Origin of the sequence: Listeria cornellensis FSL F6-0969, assembly GCF_000525855.1 — a bacterium.
Taxonomy (GTDB): domain Bacteria; phylum Bacillota; class Bacilli; order Lactobacillales; family Listeriaceae; genus Listeria_A; species Listeria_A cornellensis.
Genome location: NZ_AODE01000023.1, coordinates 21946 through 40481, shown reverse-complemented (window position 1 = coordinate 40481; position 18536 = coordinate 21946). Strand labels below are relative to the sequence as shown.

Annotated in this window: 21 protein-coding genes and 1 pseudogene; 4 read left to right on the top strand and 18 right to left on the bottom strand. The window is 41.6% G+C overall.

The features are described 5' to 3' along the window. Window positions 1-9 precede the first annotated feature (9 nt). The 14 genes and pseudogenes from rpmC to pplA all read right to left on the bottom strand — a co-directional run bounded on the left by rpmC (window position 10) and on the right by pplA (window position 9042). On the bottom strand, window positions 10-201 hold the full coding sequence (rpmC, locus tag PCORN_RS10745; protein WP_036060270.1) for a 50S ribosomal protein L29: 192 nt from the start codon (window positions 199-201) through the stop codon (window positions 10-12). Beyond that, on the bottom strand, window positions 188-625 hold the full coding sequence (rplP, locus tag PCORN_RS10740; RefSeq protein WP_036080298.1) for a 50S ribosomal protein L16: 438 nt from the start codon (window positions 623-625) through the stop codon (window positions 188-190). Before rplP ends, rpmC begins: the two co-directional genes overlap by 14 nt. Before the next feature lie 2 nt (window positions 626-627). Beyond that, window positions 628-1284 carry a 30S ribosomal protein S3 gene (gene rpsC / locus PCORN_RS10735; protein WP_036071385.1) on the bottom strand — a complete coding sequence of 219 codons (657 nt, stop codon included), beginning with the start codon at window positions 1282-1284 and terminating at the stop codon, window positions 628-630. Between the two features lie 3 nt (window positions 1285-1287). Beyond that, window positions 1288-1632 carry a 50S ribosomal protein L22 gene (rplV, locus tag PCORN_RS10730; RefSeq protein WP_036071384.1) on the bottom strand — a complete coding sequence of 115 codons (345 nt, stop codon included), beginning with the start codon at window positions 1630-1632 and terminating at the stop codon, window positions 1288-1290. Window positions 1633-1651: 19 nt separating this feature from the next. After that, window positions 1652-1930: a 30S ribosomal protein S19 gene (rpsS, locus tag PCORN_RS10725; protein WP_036065502.1), complete on the bottom strand. Its 279-nt coding sequence runs from the start codon at window positions 1928-1930 to the stop codon at window positions 1652-1654. 90 nt (window positions 1931-2020) lie between these two features. Next, window positions 2021-2854 carry a 50S ribosomal protein L2 gene (gene rplB, locus PCORN_RS10720; RefSeq protein ID WP_036060259.1) on the bottom strand — a complete coding sequence of 278 codons (834 nt, stop codon included), beginning with the start codon at window positions 2852-2854 and terminating at the stop codon, window positions 2021-2023. Window positions 2855-2891: 37 nt separating this feature from the next. After that, on the bottom strand, window positions 2892-3176 hold the full coding sequence (rplW, locus tag PCORN_RS10715) for a 50S ribosomal protein L23 (RefSeq protein ID WP_036065501.1): 285 nt from the start codon (window positions 3174-3176) through the stop codon (window positions 2892-2894). Beyond that, complete coding sequence (rplD, locus tag PCORN_RS10710) at window positions 3176-3799, bottom strand: 50S ribosomal protein L4 (protein ID WP_036080294.1); 624 nt, start codon at window positions 3797-3799, stop codon at window positions 3176-3178. The genes rplW and rplD overlap by 1 nt, the downstream gene beginning before the upstream one ends. 26 nt (window positions 3800-3825) lie before the next feature. After that, the gene (rplC, locus tag PCORN_RS10705; protein ID WP_036080292.1) at window positions 3826-4455 is read right to left on the bottom strand and encodes a 50S ribosomal protein L3; all 630 of its coding nucleotides are present in this window, start codon (window positions 4453-4455) and stop codon (window positions 3826-3828) included. Window positions 4456-4486: 31 nt separating this feature from the next. Then, window positions 4487-4795 carry a 30S ribosomal protein S10 gene (gene rpsJ, locus PCORN_RS10700; RefSeq protein ID WP_036065498.1) on the bottom strand — a complete coding sequence of 103 codons (309 nt, stop codon included), beginning with the start codon at window positions 4793-4795 and terminating at the stop codon, window positions 4487-4489. A 315-nt stretch (window positions 4796-5110) separates the two neighbouring features. Then, window positions 5111-5912, bottom strand: a pseudogene (gene fmnA, locus PCORN_RS10695) (FAD export ECF transporter transmembrane subunit FmnA). A 21-nt stretch (window positions 5913-5933) separates the two neighbouring features. Beyond that, window positions 5934-6890, bottom strand: a complete 957-nt coding sequence (gene menA / locus PCORN_RS10690) for a 1,4-dihydroxy-2-naphthoate polyprenyltransferase (protein WP_036080290.1) — start codon at window positions 6888-6890, stop codon at window positions 5934-5936. Between the two features lie 15 nt (window positions 6891-6905). Then, window positions 6906-7982 (bottom strand): FAD:protein FMN transferase, encoded by a 1077-nt coding sequence (locus tag PCORN_RS10685; RefSeq protein WP_036080287.1) that lies wholly within the window; start codon window positions 7980-7982, stop codon window positions 6906-6908. Between the two features lie 160 nt (window positions 7983-8142). Continuing rightward, window positions 8143-9042, bottom strand: a complete 900-nt coding sequence (gene pplA, locus PCORN_RS10680; protein WP_036080284.1) for an extracellular electron transfer flavoprotein PplA — start codon at window positions 9040-9042, stop codon at window positions 8143-8145. 397 nt (window positions 9043-9439) lie between these two features. Between pplA and PCORN_RS10675 the strand changes: the two genes are divergently transcribed. The 4 genes from PCORN_RS10675 (at window position 9440) to PCORN_RS10660 (ending at window position 13442) form a co-directional block, all read left to right on the top strand. Next, complete coding sequence (locus tag PCORN_RS10675) at window positions 9440-11323, top strand: FAD-dependent oxidoreductase (RefSeq protein WP_036080281.1); 1884 nt, start codon at window positions 9440-9442, stop codon at window positions 11321-11323. Between the two features lie 114 nt (window positions 11324-11437). After that, the gene (locus PCORN_RS10670; protein WP_036080278.1) at window positions 11438-11875 is read left to right on the top strand and encodes a NusG domain II-containing protein; all 438 of its coding nucleotides are present in this window, start codon (window positions 11438-11440) and stop codon (window positions 11873-11875) included. Window positions 11876-11906: 31 nt separating this feature from the next. After that, on the top strand, window positions 11907-12443 hold the full coding sequence (gene eetB, locus PCORN_RS10665) for a flavinylation system FAD exporter subunit EetB (RefSeq protein WP_036060247.1): 537 nt from the start codon (window positions 11907-11909) through the stop codon (window positions 12441-12443). Between the two features lie 18 nt (window positions 12444-12461). Continuing rightward, window positions 12462-13442 carry a polyprenyl synthetase family protein gene (locus PCORN_RS10660; RefSeq protein ID WP_036080274.1) on the top strand — a complete coding sequence of 327 codons (981 nt, stop codon included), beginning with the start codon at window positions 12462-12464 and terminating at the stop codon, window positions 13440-13442. Between the two features lie 27 nt (window positions 13443-13469). Here the strand turns inward: PCORN_RS10660 and PCORN_RS10655 are convergent, their stop codons facing one another. The 4 genes from PCORN_RS10655 to fusA form a co-directional block, all read right to left on the bottom strand. Further along, complete coding sequence (locus PCORN_RS10655; protein WP_036080271.1) at window positions 13470-13787, bottom strand: hypothetical protein; 318 nt, start codon at window positions 13785-13787, stop codon at window positions 13470-13472. After that, window positions 13753-14811 carry a hypothetical protein gene (locus PCORN_RS10650; protein WP_149024320.1) on the bottom strand — a complete coding sequence of 353 codons (1059 nt, stop codon included), beginning with the start codon at window positions 14809-14811 and terminating at the stop codon, window positions 13753-13755. Before PCORN_RS10650 ends, PCORN_RS10655 begins: the two co-directional genes overlap by 35 nt. A 157-nt stretch (window positions 14812-14968) precedes the next feature. Beyond that, a complete protein-coding gene (tuf, locus tag PCORN_RS10645) occupies window positions 14969-16156 on the bottom strand; it encodes an elongation factor Tu (protein WP_036080263.1) in 1188 nt (395 codons plus the stop codon). A 283-nt stretch (window positions 16157-16439) separates the two neighbouring features. After that, window positions 16440-18530, bottom strand: a complete 2091-nt coding sequence (fusA, locus tag PCORN_RS10640; protein ID WP_036080260.1) for an elongation factor G — start codon at window positions 18528-18530, stop codon at window positions 16440-16442. Window positions 18531-18536 lie beyond the last annotated feature (6 nt).

The window sequence follows — 18536 nt, the reverse complement described above, 5'->3', positions numbered from 1 at the left end:
GAATTAATTTTAGGCAAGTTCTCTTTCACGAACGATTGTTTTCATACGAGCAATCGCTTTGCGTACTTCACGGATACGTGCAGTGTTTTCCAATTGGCCAGTAGCTAATTGAAAGCGCAGATTGAAGAGCTCTTCTTTTAGAGATTTCTCTTTATCTTGAATTTCAGTAGTGGACAATTCACGGATATCAGTTGCTTTCATTTGCTTCACCACCAATTTCTTCGCGTTTCACGATTTTTGTTTTAACAGGTAGTTTATGTGCTGCAAGACGTAATGCTTCACGCGCTACTTCTTCAGGTACACCTGCAATTTCGAACATAATTTTGCCACGTTTAACTGGGCTTACCCAACCTTCCGGAGCACCTTTACCTTTACCCATCCGAACGCCGATTGGCTTAGATGTGTAAGATTTATGAGGGAAAATTTTAATCCAAACTTTACCGCCACGTTTCATGTAACGAGTCATTGCAATACGGGCAGCTTCGATTTGACGGTTAGTGATCCATGAAGCATCAACTGCTTGTAGACCATACTCACCAAATGTTACTTCTGTTCCGCCTTTTGCGCGTCCACGCATGTTACCACGGAACTCACGACGGTATTTAACACGTTTTGGAACTAACATTATTATTTTCCTCCTTCCACATTTGTTTTCTTCGTAGGAAGGACTTCACCACGGTAGATCCAGACTTTAACGCCTAGTTTACCATAAGTTGTGTCAGCTTCTTCCCATGCGTAGTCGATATCGGCACGCAATGTATGAAGAGGAACTGTTCCTTCACTGTAATGTTCCGCACGAGCGATATCCGCTCCACCTAGACGGCCGGAAACTTGAGTTTTAATACCACGAGCACCCGCACGCATTGTACGTTGGATAGCTTGTTTTTGTGCACGACGGAACGATACACGGCTTTCTAATTGACGAGCGATACCTTCGGCAACTAATTTAGCATCAAGATCTGCTCTTTTAATTTCTACGATATTGATATGAACTCGTTTACCTGTAAGTTCATTTAGGTTTTTACGTAAAGATTCAACCTCAGACCCACCTTTACCGATAACCATTCCTGGTTTAGCAGTGTGGATTGTGATGTTTACACGGCTTGCAGCGCGTTCGATTTCGATACGAGATACAGAAGCATCTGATAAGTTTTTCGCAATATAATCACGGATACGTATATCTTCATGTAAGAAGTTCGCGTATTCTTTACCAGCATACCATTTTGAATCCCAATCACGAATGATACCGACACGCATACCAATTGGATGTATTTTTTGGCCCACGAATTATCCCTCCTCGACTTCAGATACCACGACTGTGATGTGGCTTGTACGTTTATTTATTGCGCTTGCGCGTCCCATTGCACGTGGACGGAAACGTTTCAATGTTGGGCCTTCGTCAACGAATGCCTCAGAAATTACTAAGTTATTTACATCTAAATCATAATTGTGCTCAGCGTTTGCGACTGCTGATTTTAAAACTTTCTCGATAACCGGAGAAGCTGCTTTTGGAGTAAGTTTTAAAATAGCAACGGCTTCGCCGACTTGCTTACCACGGATTAGATCGATTACCAATCTAACTTTACGAGGAGCAATACGAACAGTTTTTGCAACGGCTTTTGCAGTTGTCATCAGGATATCCTCCTCTCAATTAACGTCTTGTTTTTTTATCGTCGCCCGCATGACCGCGGTACGTACGAGTTGGTGCGAATTCACCTAATTTATGTCCTACCATATCTTCTTGGATATAGACTGGAACGTGTTTGCGACCGTCATATACAGCAATCGTTTGACCAACGAATACTGGGAAAATTGTTGAACGACGAGACCAAGTTTTAATAACTTGTTTCTTTTCGCTTGCATCAGCTGCCTCAACTTTTTTCATCAAATGATCATCTACAAAAGGTCCTTTTTTCAAGCTACGACCCATGTCGGAACCTCCCTTCGCATAGTCAGGAATCGGAAAGCTTGAGCTTGCCCGTTCCTGCTACCTATAAATTCGTTTAAATGACAAATCCAATTATTTTTTCTTACGACGACGTACGATAAATTTATCGGAGTTATTGTTTTTCTTACGAGTTTTATAACCAAGTGTTGGTTTACCCCAAGGAGACATTGGTGATTTACGTCCGATTGGTGCTTTACCTTCACCACCACCATGTGGGTGATCGTTCGGGTTCATTACAGATCCACGAACTGTTGGGCGTTTACCCATCCAACGTGAACGACCTGCTTTACCAATGTTGATAAGTTCGTGTTGTTCGTTACCAACTTGACCAATAGTAGCACGACAAGTAGAAAGAATCATACGAACCTCACCAGAGTTAAGACGGATTAATACGTATTTGCCTTCTTTACCAAGTACTTGAGCACTTGTTCCAGCTGAACGTACTAATTGTCCACCTTTACCAGGTTTCATTTCGATATTGTGGATAACAGTACCCACTGGAATATCTTTAAGTTCTAGTGCGTTACCAACTTTGATATCCGCCTCTGAACCTGAATAAATTGTTTGGCCTACTTCTAAGCCTTTCGCTGCGATGATGTAGCGTTTTTCTCCATCGACGTAGTGAATTAATGCGATGTTAGCAGAACGGTTAGGATCATATTCGATCGTAGCAACGCGTCCTGGAATACCATCTTTATTACGTTTAAAATCGATCACGCGGTATTGACGTTTATGTCCTCCACCGTGATGACGAACAGTTAACTTACCTTGGTTATTACGACCAGCCTTCTTTTTCAGAGGACGTAGTAAAGCTTTTTCTGGAGTACTTGTAGTAATCTCAGCAAAATCTGAACTCGTCATGTGACGACGGCCGTTTGTGGTAGGTTTATACTTTTTAATCGCCATTGTATTCCCTCCTCTATTAGTTCAATTCATAGAAGTATTAAACTTCGAAAAATTGGATTTCTTTGCTATCGGCAGTAAGTGTCACGATAGCTTTACGACGCTTGTTTGTATAGCCAGCGTAACGGCCCATACGTTTCAATTTACCTTTGTAGTTCATTACGTTTACTTTCGCAACTTTCACTTCGAAAATTTCTTCGATAGCTTTCTTTACGTGCGTTTTAGTAGCGCGTGTATCAACTTCAAATGTATATTTTTTGTCATCTAAAACACTTGTTGATTGTTCAGTGATAACCGGGCGCTTAATGATGTCGCGTGCATCCATTATGCAAGCACCTCCTCTACTTGTTCAAGAGCTGCTTTCGTGATAATTAACTTATCATGTTTAGCAACATCTAGTACTGAGATACTTTGAGCTGGAATAACTTTAATGCCTTGTAAGTTACGTGCAGATAGTTCTACATTTTCACTTTCATCGGCTACTACTACCAATGCTTTTGTATCTACAGAGATATTTTTAAGGAAAGCCGTGAATTCTTTAGTCTTAGGAGCAGAGAAAGTTAAACCTTCTAATACTACTAGGCTCTCTTCTTTTACTTTAGAAGAAAGGATCGATTTGATCGCTAAACGACGAACTTTCTTAGGTAATTTGTAAGCATAGCTACGTGGTGTTGGGCCGAATACGACTCCACCTCCACGCCATTGTGGGGAACGAATCGAACCTTGACGGGCACGACCAGTACCTTTTTGACGCCATGGTTTACGTCCACCGCCGCGTACTTCTGAGCGGCCTTTTACTTTATGAGTTCCTTGACGTAAGGAAGCTCGTTGACTCAAAATTACATCAACAACCACTTTTTCATTTGGTTCAATACCGAAAATAGTATCGTTAAGTGTAATTTCGCCAGCTTTTGTTCCATCTTGTTTCAATAAAGCTACGTTGGGCATTTTGTTAGTCCTCCTTTCCAATTAAATTATCTTGATTTGTTAGCTGTTTTGATTTGAATAAGTGCTTTTTTAGCTCCTGGAACGTTTCCTTTAACTAAAAGAACATTTTTCTCAACATCAACTTTGACGATTTCTAGGTTTTGGATAGTGATTTGATCTCCACCCATACGACCTGGAAGTAATTTATTTTTGAATACACGGTTAGGTGCTACGGGACCCATTGAACCTGGGCGACGATGGTAACGCGAACCATGGGACATTGGGCCACGGGATTGTCCGTGACGTTTAATAACACCTTGGAAGCCTTTACCTTTCGATACGCCTGTCGCGTCAACGATGTCACCTTCTGCGAATACGTCTACTTTAATTTCTGCACCAATTTCATACTCGTCTAAGTTTACATCGCGTAATTCGCGAATGAAGCGCTTAGGAGTAGTATTGGCTTTTTCTACATGACCTTTTTCGGGTTTGTTTGACAATTTTTCGCGTTTATCCTCGAAACCGATTTGAATTGCTTCATATCCGTCCGTATCAACAGTTTTCTTTTGAAGTACTACGTTAGCACCTGCTTCGATTACTGTTACTGGAATAAGTTCGCCGTTTTCAGTGAAAACTTGTGTCATCCCTACTTTTCTACCTAAGATTCCTTTGGTCATGAGTCACACCTCCTGTTATTTTGGATTTTGATTATAATTTGATTTCGATGTCCACACCGCTTGGTAAGTCTAAACGCATAAGGCTATCAACAGTTTGTGGTGTTGGATTAACGATATCGATTAAACGTTTGTGTGTACGCATTTCGAATTGCTCACGTGAATCTTTGTATTTATGAACCGCACGCAAGATTGTGTAGATTGACTTCTCTGTTGGAAGTGGAATCGGACCAGATACAGAAGCACCAGAACGTTTCGCAGTTTCTACAATTTTCTCAGCCGATTGATCCAAGATACGGTGATCATACGCTTTTAAACGAATACGAATTTTTTGTTTTGCCATTATTTTCCCTCCTTCTCGCCTACTTTTAAAATAGACATTCTCCGTGAAAATCTCCTGGACACTCGCCATGGCAAAGCGGCCGGGTGTGTCAGCAACCTCTCACTTCATCACATCTACAGCCCCAACTAGCGGGGGTGTTGCACGAAATAGACAGAGCAATGCCTGTTCATTTGCACTTTATCTATTATACACGTCCGCCCTAGTAATTTCAACGATTTTGCGAAAAAAACTTTTTTTATTGCTGATTTTATGGTTTTCTAGCATGAAAAAAGACTACAAATCATCGTCCTGATTTGTAATCTTAGTCGTTGATTATTATGAAATTCTTAGCGTCACAAGTGCTGTTGTTAGAGCAACAAGTACAATGGCCGCTACTAAATCACACCAATGCCAATGTAGAATACGAAATCGGGTTCTTTTTTTTATCACCTTGGTATCCTCTTGCCTCCATTGCATCGGCTAGGTCTTCTGCTCGGTTGAAAGAGCTGACAAATAGCGGAATGAAGATTGGCACGACTACTTTCATTTGTTCAAATAGGTTCCCTTCGCCAAAATCAACGCCTCTTGCACGCTGGGCTTTCATGATTTTATCGGTTTCTTCCATTAAAGTTGGAATGAATCGCAATGCTACGGAGATCATGAGGGCAATATCTTGAACTGGCATCTTGAAAATTTTGAATGGCCGCAGTATGTAAGCGATGGCATCCGTCAGATCCATAGGCGTCGTTGTCAGCGTGATTACCGTCGAGATAAAGATAATCAACACGAACCTGACAAACACGTATATGCCATTGATTATACCGAATGAAGAGATGGCAAATGGTCCCCAACTAAAATAAATGGTACCCCCGCTTGTAAATAAGGCTTGTAGTAAAACCGTGAAGAGGATTAGCCAGATTAGCGGTTTCACTCCTTTAATAAAAAAGCGATACGATATGCCGGTCATGAAAATGACTAAAAACGAGAAGAGCGTTAGCAAGGCGTATGTTTGCCAGTTGTTTGCTAGAAATAGAATGCCAATAAAGTAAAAACCGGCAATTAGTTTTGTTCTTGCGTCTAAACGATGAATAAGGGATTCCCCAGGCATAAAACGCCCAAATATTAATTTATCAAGCATCAGAAATCCCCTCTTTTCTCATTATATATACTTAAAGATTAAACTTGCTGCGAGACAGACGACAATCGCGCTGTTCATGACAACGAAATTCTTGATGGAGATGACGAATGTTTTCGCTTTGACTTGCTCGGCGTTGAATTTCTGTAAATTTTTAAATACTGGGATAATCGCAATAAGCGTTACTAGCATGATTGGACTGAGGAATCCGATGATGACGGAAACTATAATAGCCGCAAAAGAGGCATAGTACAGCGTGTTGAACAGAATTACCGCGTATTTTTTGCTAATGTAGTACGGTAATGTGTACCTGTGGTTTCGGATATCTTCCTCTAAATCGCAAATGTTATTGGCTAGCATGATGTTGGCAATCGTGAAAATGCACGGTAAGGATACCACGGCGATTCGGATAACTTCTATTATATTAATCTTCACAGTAACCCATTCGCCTGACCAAATCAAGTTTGCGATTCCCGCATCGTAGGCGTTCACATAAATAGCTAGAAATACGATACCAAATCCCATCGTCACACCAGAAAAAATTTCGCCAAGCGGCATGCGAGACAACGGAACCGGACCGAACGTGTATAGAATACCAATACAAAAGCAGACAAACCCGACCAGTAAGACTAGCAAATCCGTTTCTACCACAAGCCAGACGCCGAGTCCTGTCGCAATCAAAAACATGACAAAAATCGTAATAATCACCGTTTTTTCCGATATCCGTTCTTGACCGATAACATTGCTCGTTGTCCTGTAATCATAATCGTGATTATTCGTCGCTTTCCGGTAGTCCATATAGTTATTAATTGCGGTTGTGGTTAGATCGAAAATCAACATGGAGCCAAAGAAAATCAACGTGTTCTCCCAATTAAACAAATCATACTGATATACCGCGAACAACATACCAATGATAAAGGGAAAAACACTCGCGATTTTCGTCTGGATTTCTACCAATTTCAAAAATGATGGTATCGACAAGCTTGACACTCCTTTTTAATTCGCCATTTTGAAATTTTTATCGGTTAATTTGAACTTCCCTTGCAAACCAGATGTGATGTATACTTTTTTCTCTTTACTTACAAAAATCGCTTCTACACCTTTGTATGTCTCAATGAAGTCCATACCACCTTGAATGCCTTTGGAGAACGTTGCTGTAGATAAGCCATCACCATCAATGGATTTTTCAGAAATGATGGATACGCCGGCAATGTCATTATCAAATGGATACCCTGTTTTCGGATCAAGTAAATGATGATATTTCACGCCATCTACTTCTAAGAAACGTTCGTAGATTCCAGAGGTAACAATCGATTTATTCGCTTCCGGAACCGTACCAATCACCGTGCCACGCGATTCAAATGGGTCTTGAATACCTACAACCCAGTCGCCACCTTTAGGACTGTCACCTTTCACAATGATATTCCCACCTAGATCAATAATTGCTGTTGTTACTTTATTTTTATCTAGAACATCGGCTACTTCATCCGCAATATAACCTTTAGCAATGGCCCCTAGATCAAGTTCCATGCCCTTTTCTTCTAGGAAAACTGTCTTTTTAGTATCATCTAACTTCACTTTTTTATAATCGATCAACGGCAAAACCGCGTCGATTTCCGCTTGACTAGGTTTTTTCGCATCATCAAAGCCGATGTGCCATAGAGAAGTTAGCGGTCCAATTGTAATATCGAAACTTCCACCTGAACTTGCGCTGTATTTCAAGCCTTCTTTAATAAGATAATAAACGTCATCATTTACCTTCACAGGATTCACGCCTGCCGCCAAGTTTATTTTATCTACTTCAGAGGATTTCGCACTGTCACTCGTAGTAATCTGCTTATCTAGTTCCTTAATGCGGTCAAAAGCTTTGAGAAGGACGTCCTCTTTTCCTTTATCGTAAATTTTAACTACATTGATTGTCCCCATTAGAAATTCAGTCTTTGTATATGGTTGGGCAAGTATTTCTGAGTCATTGTCTTCTGATGCACCGCTTTTCTTCGCATCGTCGTTACCACATGCTGTAACAACAACCACTAAAAGCATAAGCGTGATTAAAATATAAAATTTCTTCATTTGGATTGCACCTTTCCGGTTTGGGATGAAAATATGGTGTGGCTTTGTTGCTATTTTAATGTATCGGTGATTGGGGTCATTGTCAAGAAAGTCGAGCAAGACCAACGAAAAAGGCTCCAGAGTTTTCGCCCTGAAGCCCTTCTTCGTTACTTACTATTACTTATTCAGAGTCTACTTTATTGTAAACTTTAATTAAATCTGCGTTACCAGATTGCGCTGCGTTGTAAAGTTGAGCTGCATAGATTTTGAATGCGTCAGATGAATGTGTCGCACCTGTCACTACTGCAACGTCTGCTGGGTTTTGTTTATCTACCAATGCTTTGTTAAGTGCTGGGATGTATTCTTGTGGACCTACACCAGTTTTTGCTTTCATGTTCTTCTCGTAGTCAGCATCGTCTGTTTTCTTCTTACCATCTTTGTCTACATAGTTGTAGTCAGATGTCGTGATTTTGCCATCTTTTACTTCCATGTTGAATACGAGACGGTAGTTGTTAGCATAGTTTTGCTCTTCTAGTGAATATTTACCGTCTTGCAAATCTGCACCATTGTTGATTTCAATTGTCGCTGTGTCTGCACGTTGCGCCGCTTGAATCAATTGGTTCGAGTAGTTGATAAATGCATCAGAAGAATGTGTTGCTCCTGTCACTACTTCTACGTCCGCCGCTGCTTGTTTAGCAACTAGAGAATCATTCAAAGCTGGAATATATTCTTGTGGGCCTGTGCCTACTTTAGCTTTCATGTTTTTCTCGTAGTCAGCATCGTCTGTCTTTAGCTTACCGTCTTTATCTTTGTAATTATAATCAGATTCTGTGATTTTATTGTCTTTAACAGTGATTGTCATGAAGCCTTGCCAACCTTTATCATCAAAATTCTTTTCTTGTAGTTTGTAGGTACCATCTGTCATTGTACCATCTGTTTTAGCGTCCGCTTTCTTCGTATCCGACTGCTTGCTATCACTTGATGACTTGCTGTCGCTACTATTGTCATTCCCACATGCTACTAACAACATGCTTGAAGCCATTACTGCCGTCAAGGCCATTACTAATTTTTTCTTCTTCATAAAATTTGCTCCCACCTTTTAAAATATTACTTGTGATGACATGAACAATGGAATTGGCACGAAATCAACAAGCTCACCCTAATTCCACTTAAATATAACATTATTGTCTCAATTTGTCTACACACAGTATGCATGTTTTAAAAACCAATAATTTTCAGAAAATGATTTCTTTCTTATTTTGCAATGCTTTTTTTTAAATTTTTACCACTCAAATGGGGTTTGTTGCCCTGTGAAGCTTTTCACCTATAAATTCACGTTTGTTTCGCATTTTTTGAGGGTAAAGACTCTAGACAGCCTTTGTTCTATCTGTTAAACTGGGTTAGGTTATTACTATAATGTTTTGAAACGCAGGACTTATAATTTTTGTGAATATACTTACAAGGAGTTGAGAAAGCATATGCCTGAAAAGAATATTGTTTTAATAGGGGCGGGATATGCAGGTGTACATGCGGCTAAGAAATTAGCGAAAAAGTACAAGAGAGACGAGTCAGTAACCATCACGTTGATTGATAGACATTCCTATCATACGATGATGACTGAGTTGCACGAAGTAGCTGGGGGACGTGTTGAACCAACAGCGATACAGTATGATTTACGTCATTTGTTTAATCGTACGAAAGTGAAATTAGTGACGGACAACGTAACGCACGTTGATCACGAAACGAAAACGGTGACGACGGAAAATGGTAGCTATCCGTTTGATTACCTCGTTCTTGGTATGGGCGGCGAGCCTAATGACTTTGGAACACCTGGTGTTGGTGAACATGGATTCACGCTTTGGTCTTGGGAAAATGCGGTGAAGTTACGCGAACATATCGAAACGGTTGTTCATGATGCTTCCGAGGAACAAGATGTAGCGACACGCAAAGCCATGCTTACTTTTGCTATTTGTGGTTCTGGTTTTACTGGGATCGAAATGGTTGGGGAATTGCTTGACTGGAAAACGCGTCTTGCGAAAGATAACAAGGTGGATATTTCTGAGATTGAATTGATTGTTGTCGAAGCGGCACCAACGATTCTGAACATGCTAGATCGTAAAGATGCTCAAAAAGCGGAAGACTTCATGCTGAAAAAAGGCATCAAGATTATGAAAAATGCTGCTATCGTTGAAGTGAAGGCGGAAAGCATTGTTTTGAAATCTGGTGAAGAAATTCCTACGCATACATTAATTTGGACTGCTGGGGTTCGTGCGAATTCTGATACGAAAGATTACGGTATGGAAACTGCGCGTGCTGGCCGTTTGAAAGTCAATGAATACATGGAAGCCGAGAAGTTCGAAAACACATACGTTATCGGTGACTTAGCTTATTATGAAGAGGAAGAGGGCAAACCGACTCCTCAAATCGTTGAAGCTGCTGAACAAACTGGGATGACTGCTGCGAAAAGCATCATTTCTGAAATCAGCGGAACTGAAAAAGAAGCTTATAAAGGGAAATATCACGGTGTCATGGTTTCGATTGGCTCCAAATATGGTGTCGCTAACCTAGGCGGATTACGCTTGCACGGTTGGTTCGCGATTTTCATGAAACACATGGTTAATCTTTACTACTTCTTTGGAATCCGTAGTGGTTATTATATGGCGCAATACGTTTCCCACGAATTTTTCCATATTCGAGATAACCGGAATATTTTCCGCGGTTGGACTTCTCGTTATGGTAACGTACTTTGGACATTACCGCTTCGTATTTATGTCGGCTGGTTCTGGGTTGACGAGGCTCTTTCTAAGATTTACGGTGAAACGACGTGGGATAAAGTTAGCCTGACGAACTTGAAACCGTTATTCCAAGGACTCGGACCTGATTCATGGTTAACTGCGACAACTTCAAAAATGCCATTTGAATGGTTGCAAACAGACGCAACATCTGGTGCGTCACAAGCGGCCGGCGATGCTGCTGGTGCTGCTGCGACAAACGTAACAACGCCAATTTTTGCTCATATGCCTGGTTGGTTTGAGTGGATCATGAAACTTATCATGCCAAACCTCGACGTTGCTCTTTTCATGCAAAAAGTCGTTCCGTTTGTAGAACTTGCAATCGGTCTTGCGCTTGTTGTTGGTCTATTCACTTGGTTAGCTAGTATCGGAAGCGCTGGATTCCTGGTAATGTTCACACTTTGCGCTATGCTTGGTTGGGACAAATTCTGGGCGTTACCTGCTTCGATCGCTTTACTAAATGGCGCTGGACGTACATTTGGTTTAGATTATTGGGCTATGCCTTGGTTACAGAAACATCTTGGGCGCTGGTGGTACGGCAAGGAAAGTTCCATCTACCGCGACAAGTAATTTTATACGATTGAAACTTATTAGCGAAAGGCAGCCCAAAACTGCCTTTCGCTATAAATTTTTGGGCTAGTGTATTACAATGAAGGTAAAGTTAGTTAGAGGGGGTAAAGAAACATGAAGGAATATTTACATATGGTGAAGCGTTGGGATGTCATTATCATTGTACTCTTAACTGTGCTTTCTTTTTTGCCTCTAGCTATTTTTACGTATGCGAAGTCTCAAGAACCTGCCCCACCAGCTGGCTCGGAGTCGAAGTTGGTCGCGGTCATTAAAGTCGATGGCAAAGAGTTTAAACGCGTCGATTTGACTGGGCATTCCGGCGTTGATACGTTTAAGGTGACGGCGGATGATGGTGATTACAATGAGATTGAAGTGAAGGATGAAAGGATTCGGATTAGTGCTGCGAATTGTAATGACCAAGTTTGCGTCCGCGTTGGCGCGATTGGAAAACTCGGCGAGACAATTGTTTGTTTGCCGCACAAGGTCGTGATTGAAGTTCAGTCTACAACTGGTGAGACGGAGCCTGATGACGGGATTGTTATTCCATCTTAGAGTGAATTATTGAAAAACGGGAGGTGTGTACATGACTAAGAATAAGCGTTTAGTTTATATTGCTTTACTGGCGGCTCAAGCAGTTGTCATTAGCTTGTTGGAACGCGCGATACCATTCCCATTCGCCTTCGCGCCTGGTGCTAAACTCGGTTTGGCGAATATTATTACGTGTATTTCCTTGTACACGCTATCCACGAAAGACGCTTTTATGATTGTTTGTATTCGACTGGTTCTGGCCACATTGCTCGGCGGAACGATTTCGACGTTTATGTATAGCGCGGCCGGAGCGATTTTGAGTTTTGGCGGTATGTGGTTGGTGAAAAAACTAGGGCCTAAGCGCGTCAGCATTATCGGTGTCAGCACAACTGGCGGGATTCTACATAATGTTGGTCAACTCGTGATTGCAAGTTGGATCGCCGGTAGTTGGAATGTCATGCTATACTTGCCTGTTCTCTCGTTTATCGGGATACTATCAGGGATTGCGGTCGGAATCGCGGCCAATTATTTAATTAAAAATGTACAGACGCTACGTGCTTTTAATAAAACGAACGAACCTATTCAAAACTAAGCGAAATGAGGATGAATTATGCAACTTCACCCGATGTGGGACGCCTATCCAAATCTGCAAACCGATTTGAAAGATGTACTCACAACTATCGAAAAAAGTATCCAAATCCGAGATAAGCAAGTGGAGAAAAACGTGAAAGATTTGATTCACGCTGGTGGTAAACTGCTCCGCCCTGCCTATGCTATGCTCGCGGCTCAAATTGGTCCTGATTGGGATCGTGGTCGCGCTATCGCGGTTGCCGGCGCCCTAGAAGTCCTACATATGGCGACGCTAATCCATGATGATGTCGTGGATGACGCTCCAACTAGACGCGGTATTCCAACGATCCACTCGAAATACGGACGCAATTATGCGGTTTATACCGGTGATTATTTGTTTTGCATCTGTTTTAAAATTTTATCGAGTCACGCTAGTTCTGTTGAAAACATCGAATTTAACAGCAAAAACATCGAAAAAATCCTGATGGGCGAACTTGATCAAATGCGGATGCGCTATGATATTAACGTGACGGTACGCCAATATTTATCACGCATTTCCGGAAAAACGGCGCAACTTTTCGCCCTGAGTACCTTTTCTGGTGCATCTCAAAGTAAAGCAACTCGTTTTCAAGTACGTAATGCTTGGAATATTGGCCACTATCTAGGCATGGCTTTTCAGATTATTGACGATGTACTGGATTATACAAGCTCCGATGATGGGCTCGGAAAACCTGTGCTAAACGACGTCAAACAAGGCGTCTACACACTCCCACTCATCTATGCCATGCAGAAACACCAAGCCGAGTTCCAACCACTACTCGAAAAACAACTCGATATGTCAGATGCAGATTTGGAACAACTACTCGCACTCATAGCAAAATACAAAGGCGTGGAGCAAGCTTTCGCATTAGCCGACAAGTATACCAACAAAGCATTGCGCGAAATCAAGAAACTACCAGCAGGCGCGTATCGTGATCAAATGTACGCACTCACATCCGCTATTTTGAAAAGGAGCATTTAGTCCGATATGGATTAATTGCTCCTTTTTCTAGAATAAACGCCATATTGCACTTTTATCCTGTTCCGCTAACTCGAAATAATTATCTTCAAAAAATATACTGCCGTCCTCTTGCAGCAACAATTCTAACTCGTTACCATCCACCATGCTCAAAACAATATGTCTTTTGTCCAAAGCATCAGCGTACTCCAATGTCGGCGATCCCTCTGCGCGCTCCAAAGCTGAGAGAAATTTATTTTTCACCTCTAAGTCTACCACTTCACGAAAGTCCCGCTCTCCAAATAACCAACTCTGCTTCGATTCATATCGGATATTATCCATCACTGCCATGATTTTTTTTAAAATCAAGAAGTTCTTCCATTTGTTTTGGCGAATCCATCGAATTATTAATCAGCACCTCAAAAGCACCAGCATTCTCCATCAACAATTTATAGCCATCATTGTAGAGCTTTGTGCTAAATATCTTTTTATCATGGACATTTGAGCTGAGATCCGCCAACTTCTCCTCACCATTCAGCGTCTCCTCCGATACTTCCCGCGTAGTACCGATATATTGATCAACCATATCCCGTGATACATTTCTTCCGGTTCCACCCCACTGCGCATAATCTTGATTTCTATACCTTAGCTGTGTATAATCGCCAGTCATGTCACCTTGTGCACCAGCTAATGCTTGATACATCTTTTTAAACAACACATCTTTTTTCAACTGCACTTCCAAACCATCCATCATTACAAGCCCGTTCTCATTCATTTCTACCGCCAAATTCGTATTATCCTTCAAATGAATAATGAAGTTCTTCGCTGCTACCTCTTCACCAAAATAAGCATTAATCCTTTCCTTCGAACCCCGTAGACTAGCCATAAACTCCTCCAACAAATCTGTATCATCCAAGGTCCGATATGTTCCATTCTTCAATTGATATGTAGCATTCTTTATATTCCCCTCAACTTTATAATTATCCAACAACCTCGCCACCGAACTGATATCCTCTTTTTCAAAAACAGCGATTTCAAGCCCATCAAAACCTTCTCTAAGTCCGATAATCCGTTGACTTTCAGGATAACCTTTCACCGTATACATATCCATCACACCATGGGTAGACGCTAATTCAGGCATCCCTCTACCACTTTCCTGCCATTCATCATATTTATCGATACTACGACCCAACTTCTCCCCAAGCAACGGCTTAACTTCTGATCCATCCAAGGTCATATTTCTGATAGAGTAAATTTCCCCTTGATGCTTTACCACTGCCGCCCACTCATATATCGCGTGTTTCTGACTCTGTTGGTAATCAAACGCTAAATAACCAACCCCACCAATAACGCAGACTAAAAATCCAGCAAATATTACTTTCCACCGCATCATTTCGTCCTCCTAACAAAATTCCATTTTTACCAAATATACCATTCCAAGATACACTTGTCGATGCAATCCCAGTAAATTTTAGAAATTCTTAAAGTCTTCATTCACGAACAAAAAAATCCGACTCCCCAAAAGAGGAATCGGATTTTTTAAATAGAGATTATTTAGAGATAGTCGCTACTACTCCAGCGCCTACAGTACGTCCACCCTCACGGATAGAGAATTTAGTACCTTCTTCAATCGCAACTGGTGCGATTAGTTCAACAGAAACCTCAACGTTATCGCCAGGCATAACCATTTCAGTACCTTCTGGAAGTGTAACAATACCTGTTACGTCAGTAGTACGGAAATAGAATTGTGGACGGTAGTTGTTAAAGAATGGAGTATGACGTCCACCTTCTTCTTTTGATAGAACATAAGTTTCAGCTTTAAAAGAAGTATGCGGAGTAATTGTACCTGGTTTAGCAAGTACTTGTCCACGTTGGATATCTTCACGAGCCACACCACGTAAAAGCGCGCCAATGTTGTCGCCAGCTTCAGCGTAATCAAGTAACTTACGGAACATTTCTACTCCAGTTACAACGATTTTCTTAGTGTCTTCAACAAGGCCGATAACTTCAACTTCGTCACCAACTTTAACTTGTCCACGTTCAACACGACCTGTAGCAACAGTTCCACGACCAGTGATTGAGAATACATCCTCAACTGGCATCATGAATGGTTTGTCAGTGTCACGAGTTGGAGTTGGGATATAGCTATCCACAGCGTCCATAAGTTCGTCAACTTTTGCTTCCCATTCTGGTTCACCTTGAAGAGCTTTAAGAGCAGAACCTTTAATTACAGGAATGTCATCGCCAGGGAAGTCGTATTCAGTTAATAGATCACGAATTTCCATTTCAACTAATTCTAGTAATTCTTCGTCGTCTACCATATCACATTTGTTCATGAAGACAACAAGGTAAGGAACCCCAACTTGACGTGAAAGCAAGATATGCTCACGAGTTTGCGGCATTGGACCATCAGCAGCAGATACTACTAAGATACCACCATCCATTTGTGCAGCACCAGTGATCATGTTTTTAACATAATCGGCATGTCCTGGGCAATCTACATGCGCGTAGTGACGGTTTTCAGTTTCATACTCAACGTGAGCAGTAGAGATTGTGATACCACGTTCTCTTTCTTCTGGAGCACCATCGATTTGGTCGTATGCAGAAGCTTCTGCAAAACCTTTTTTAGATAATACTGTAGTGATTGCAGCTGTTAAAGTAGTTTTACCATGATCGACGTGTCCGATAGTACCAACGTTAACATGGGGTTTTGAGCGGTCAAATTTTTCTTTAGCCATTTTAATATTTCCTCCTTCATGTTTAAAAAAATTATTGATAACACGCGGATTACTCCGCGCGAATCTCGTTACTATAGTTATACAGGATACAACAAAAGTTTGCAATCAATAGCGTTTCGAACCGTTCTCTTCCCGCCTAACTCGACCGTGTCACCTAACCTCAGTGTGCCGACGAATGCTTAGATTCTAGGCAATACCGAGTACCGGAGCGGAATGTACGACCGTACATGAGCACCGTAACGCAGGGATTAACGACGAAGATGAGCGTTCGTCGGCGCACTGATTAATCTTCTTTGTTGTTTCCGCCGTTCGCTTTGATAATCTCTTCACCAACGGATTTTGGAACTTCTTCATAATGGTCAAACTGCATAGTGTAAACTCCGCGACCTTGCGTACTTGAACGCAGGTACGTAGCATAACCAAACATGTTTGCAAGTGGAACGAAGGCACGAACAACTTGAGCGTTACCGCGTGCTTCCATACCATCTACACGACCACGACGAGATGTGATGTTACCCATAATGTCTCCAAGGTAATCCTCAGGTACAATTACTTCAACATTCATCATTGGTTCCAAGATGACAGGACTACATTTCTTAGCCGCGTTACGAAGAGCCATAGAAGCAGCCACTTTAAAGGCCATTTCATTGGAATCGACATCATGGTAAGATCCGTCATATAATTTTGCTTTAATATCGATTAGCGGGAATCCTGCAAGTACACCATTTCCTAGCGCGCCTTCAAGACCTGCTTGAACTGCTGGGATGTATTCACGTGGAACAACACCACCGACAATAGCATTCTCGAACTCAAAGCCTTTTCCTTCTTCGTTAGGACCGAATTCGATCCAAACGTGACCATATTGTCCACGACCACCGGATTGACGAACGAATTTACCTTCGACTTGGGCAGTTTGGCGGAATGTTTCACGGTAAGAAACTTGTGGATCTCCCACGTTAGCTTCTACCTTGAACTCACGACGCATACGGTCAACAAGGATATCTAAGTGAAGCTCACCCATACCAGAGATGATTGTTTGACCAGTTTCTTGGTCAGTCTCTGTACGGAATGTTGGATCTTCTTCTGCAAGTTTTGCAAGAGCTTGACCCATTTTATCTTGATCGGCTTTTGATTTTGGCTCAATAGCAACCGAGATAACTGGTTCTGGGAATTCCATGGATTCTAAGATAATTTGATTCTTTTCATCACATAGCGTGTCCCCAGTAGTTGTGTCTTTCAAACCAACAGCAGCAGCGATATCTCCACAGTAAACGATCGAAATCTCTTCACGGTGATTCGCGTGCATTTGAAGGATACGTCCAACACGTTCACGTTTACCTTTAGATGAGTTTTGAACGTAAGAACCTGAGTTCAAAGTACCTGAGTAAACGCGGAAGAAAGTAAGACGACCAACATACGGGTCAGTCATAACTTTAAACGCAAGAGAAGAGAATGGCTCATTATCATCAGGATGACGTTCCGCTTCTTCTTCTGTGTCTGGTAAAATACCTTTAATAGCAGCAACATCTGTTGGCGCTGGTAGGTAATCTAATACTGAATCAAGCATCGGTTGTACACCTTTGTTTTTGAATGCAGTACCACATACAACAGGGTAGAATTCAACAGCAAGTGTTCCTTTACGGATACCAGCTTTCAATTCTTCTTTTGTAGGTTCTTCACCTTCAAGATATTTCATCATTAGATCTTCATCTAAGTCAGCTACCGCTTCAATAAGTTTGCCACGATATTCGTCAGCAAGCTCTTTTAAGTCAGCCGGGATTTCACGGATTTCAGGATCGCTACCTACGTCATCCATGTAGTATAAAGCGTTCATTTCCACTAGGTCAATGATTCCTTCAAACGTGTCTTCCGCACCGATTGGTAATTGGATTGGGTGTGCATTTGCATCTAGGCGGTCATGTAATGTACCTACTGAATACAAGAAATCAGCACCGATTTTATCCATTTTGTTAACAAATACTACACGAGGAACCCCGTAAGTAGTTGCTTGGCGCCAAACTGTTTCGGTTTGTGGCTCAACACCTGATTGTGCATCTAGAACGGCAACAGCACCATCTAATACACGAAGGGAACGTTCAACTTCAACAGTGAAATCTACGTGTCCTGGTGTATCGATAATGTTTACGCGGTGACCTTTCCATTGCGCAGTTGTCGCAGCGGATGTGATCGTAATACCACGTTCTTGTTCTTGTTCCATCCAGTCCATTTGGGATGCACCTTCATGTGTTTCACCAATTTTATGAATACGCCCTGTATAGAAAAGGATACGCTCTGTAGTAGTGGTTTTACCAGCATCAATATGAGCCATAATACCAATATTACGCGTCTTTTCTAAGGAGAACTCTCTAGCCATGGGTAT

Bases quoted from the DNA above. Each gene is read 5' to 3' on its own strand.
- rpmC (WP_036060270.1), bottom strand. From the start codon at position 201: ATGAAAGCAACTGATATCCGTGAATTGTCCACTACTGAAATTCAAGAT.
- rplP (WP_036080298.1), bottom strand. From the start codon at position 625: ATGTTAGTTCCAAAACGTGTTAAATACCGTCGTGAGTTCCGTGGTAAC.
- rplV (WP_036071384.1), bottom strand. From the start codon at position 1,632: ATGACAACTGCAAAAGCCGTTGCAAAAACTGTTCGTATTGCTCCTCGT.
- rpsS (WP_036065502.1), bottom strand. From the start codon at position 1,930: ATGGGTCGTAGCTTGAAAAAAGGACCTTTTGTAGATGATCATTTGATG.
- rplB (WP_036060259.1), bottom strand. From the start codon at position 2,854: ATGGCGATTAAAAAGTATAAACCTACCACAAACGGCCGTCGTCACATG.
- rplW (WP_036065501.1), bottom strand. From the start codon at position 3,176: ATGGATGCACGCGACATCATTAAGCGCCCGGTTATCACTGAACAATCA.
- rplD (WP_036080294.1), bottom strand. From the start codon at position 3,799: ATGCCCAACGTAGCTTTATTGAAACAAGATGGAACAAAAGCTGGCGAA.
- rplC (WP_036080292.1), bottom strand. From the start codon at position 4,455: ATGACCAAAGGAATCTTAGGTAGAAAAGTAGGGATGACACAAGTTTTC.
- rpsJ (WP_036065498.1), bottom strand. From the start codon at position 4,795: ATGGCAAAACAAAAAATTCGTATTCGTTTAAAAGCGTATGATCACCGT.
- PCORN_RS10685 (WP_036080287.1), bottom strand. From the start codon at position 7,982: ATGAAGAAATTTTATATTTTAATCACGCTTATGCTTTTAGTGGTTGTT.
- pplA (WP_036080284.1), bottom strand. From the start codon at position 9,042: ATGAAGAAGAAAAAATTAGTAATGGCCTTGACGGCAGTAATGGCTTCA.
- PCORN_RS10675 (WP_036080281.1), top strand. From the start codon at position 9,440: ATGCCTGAAAAGAATATTGTTTTAATAGGGGCGGGATATGCAGGTGTA.
- PCORN_RS10670 (WP_036080278.1), top strand. From the start codon at position 11,438: ATGAAGGAATATTTACATATGGTGAAGCGTTGGGATGTCATTATCATT.
- eetB (WP_036060247.1), top strand. From the start codon at position 11,907: ATGACTAAGAATAAGCGTTTAGTTTATATTGCTTTACTGGCGGCTCAA.
- PCORN_RS10660 (WP_036080274.1), top strand. From the start codon at position 12,462: ATGCAACTTCACCCGATGTGGGACGCCTATCCAAATCTGCAAACCGAT.
- PCORN_RS10650 (WP_149024320.1), bottom strand. From the start codon at position 14,811: ATGATGCGGTGGAAAGTAATATTTGCTGGATTTTTAGTCTGCGTTATT.
- tuf (WP_036080263.1), bottom strand. From the start codon at position 16,156: ATGGCTAAAGAAAAATTTGACCGCTCAAAACCCCATGTTAACGTTGGT.
- fusA (WP_036080260.1), bottom strand. From the start codon at position 18,530: ATGGCTAGAGAGTTCTCCTTAGAAAAGACGCGTAATATTGGTATTATG.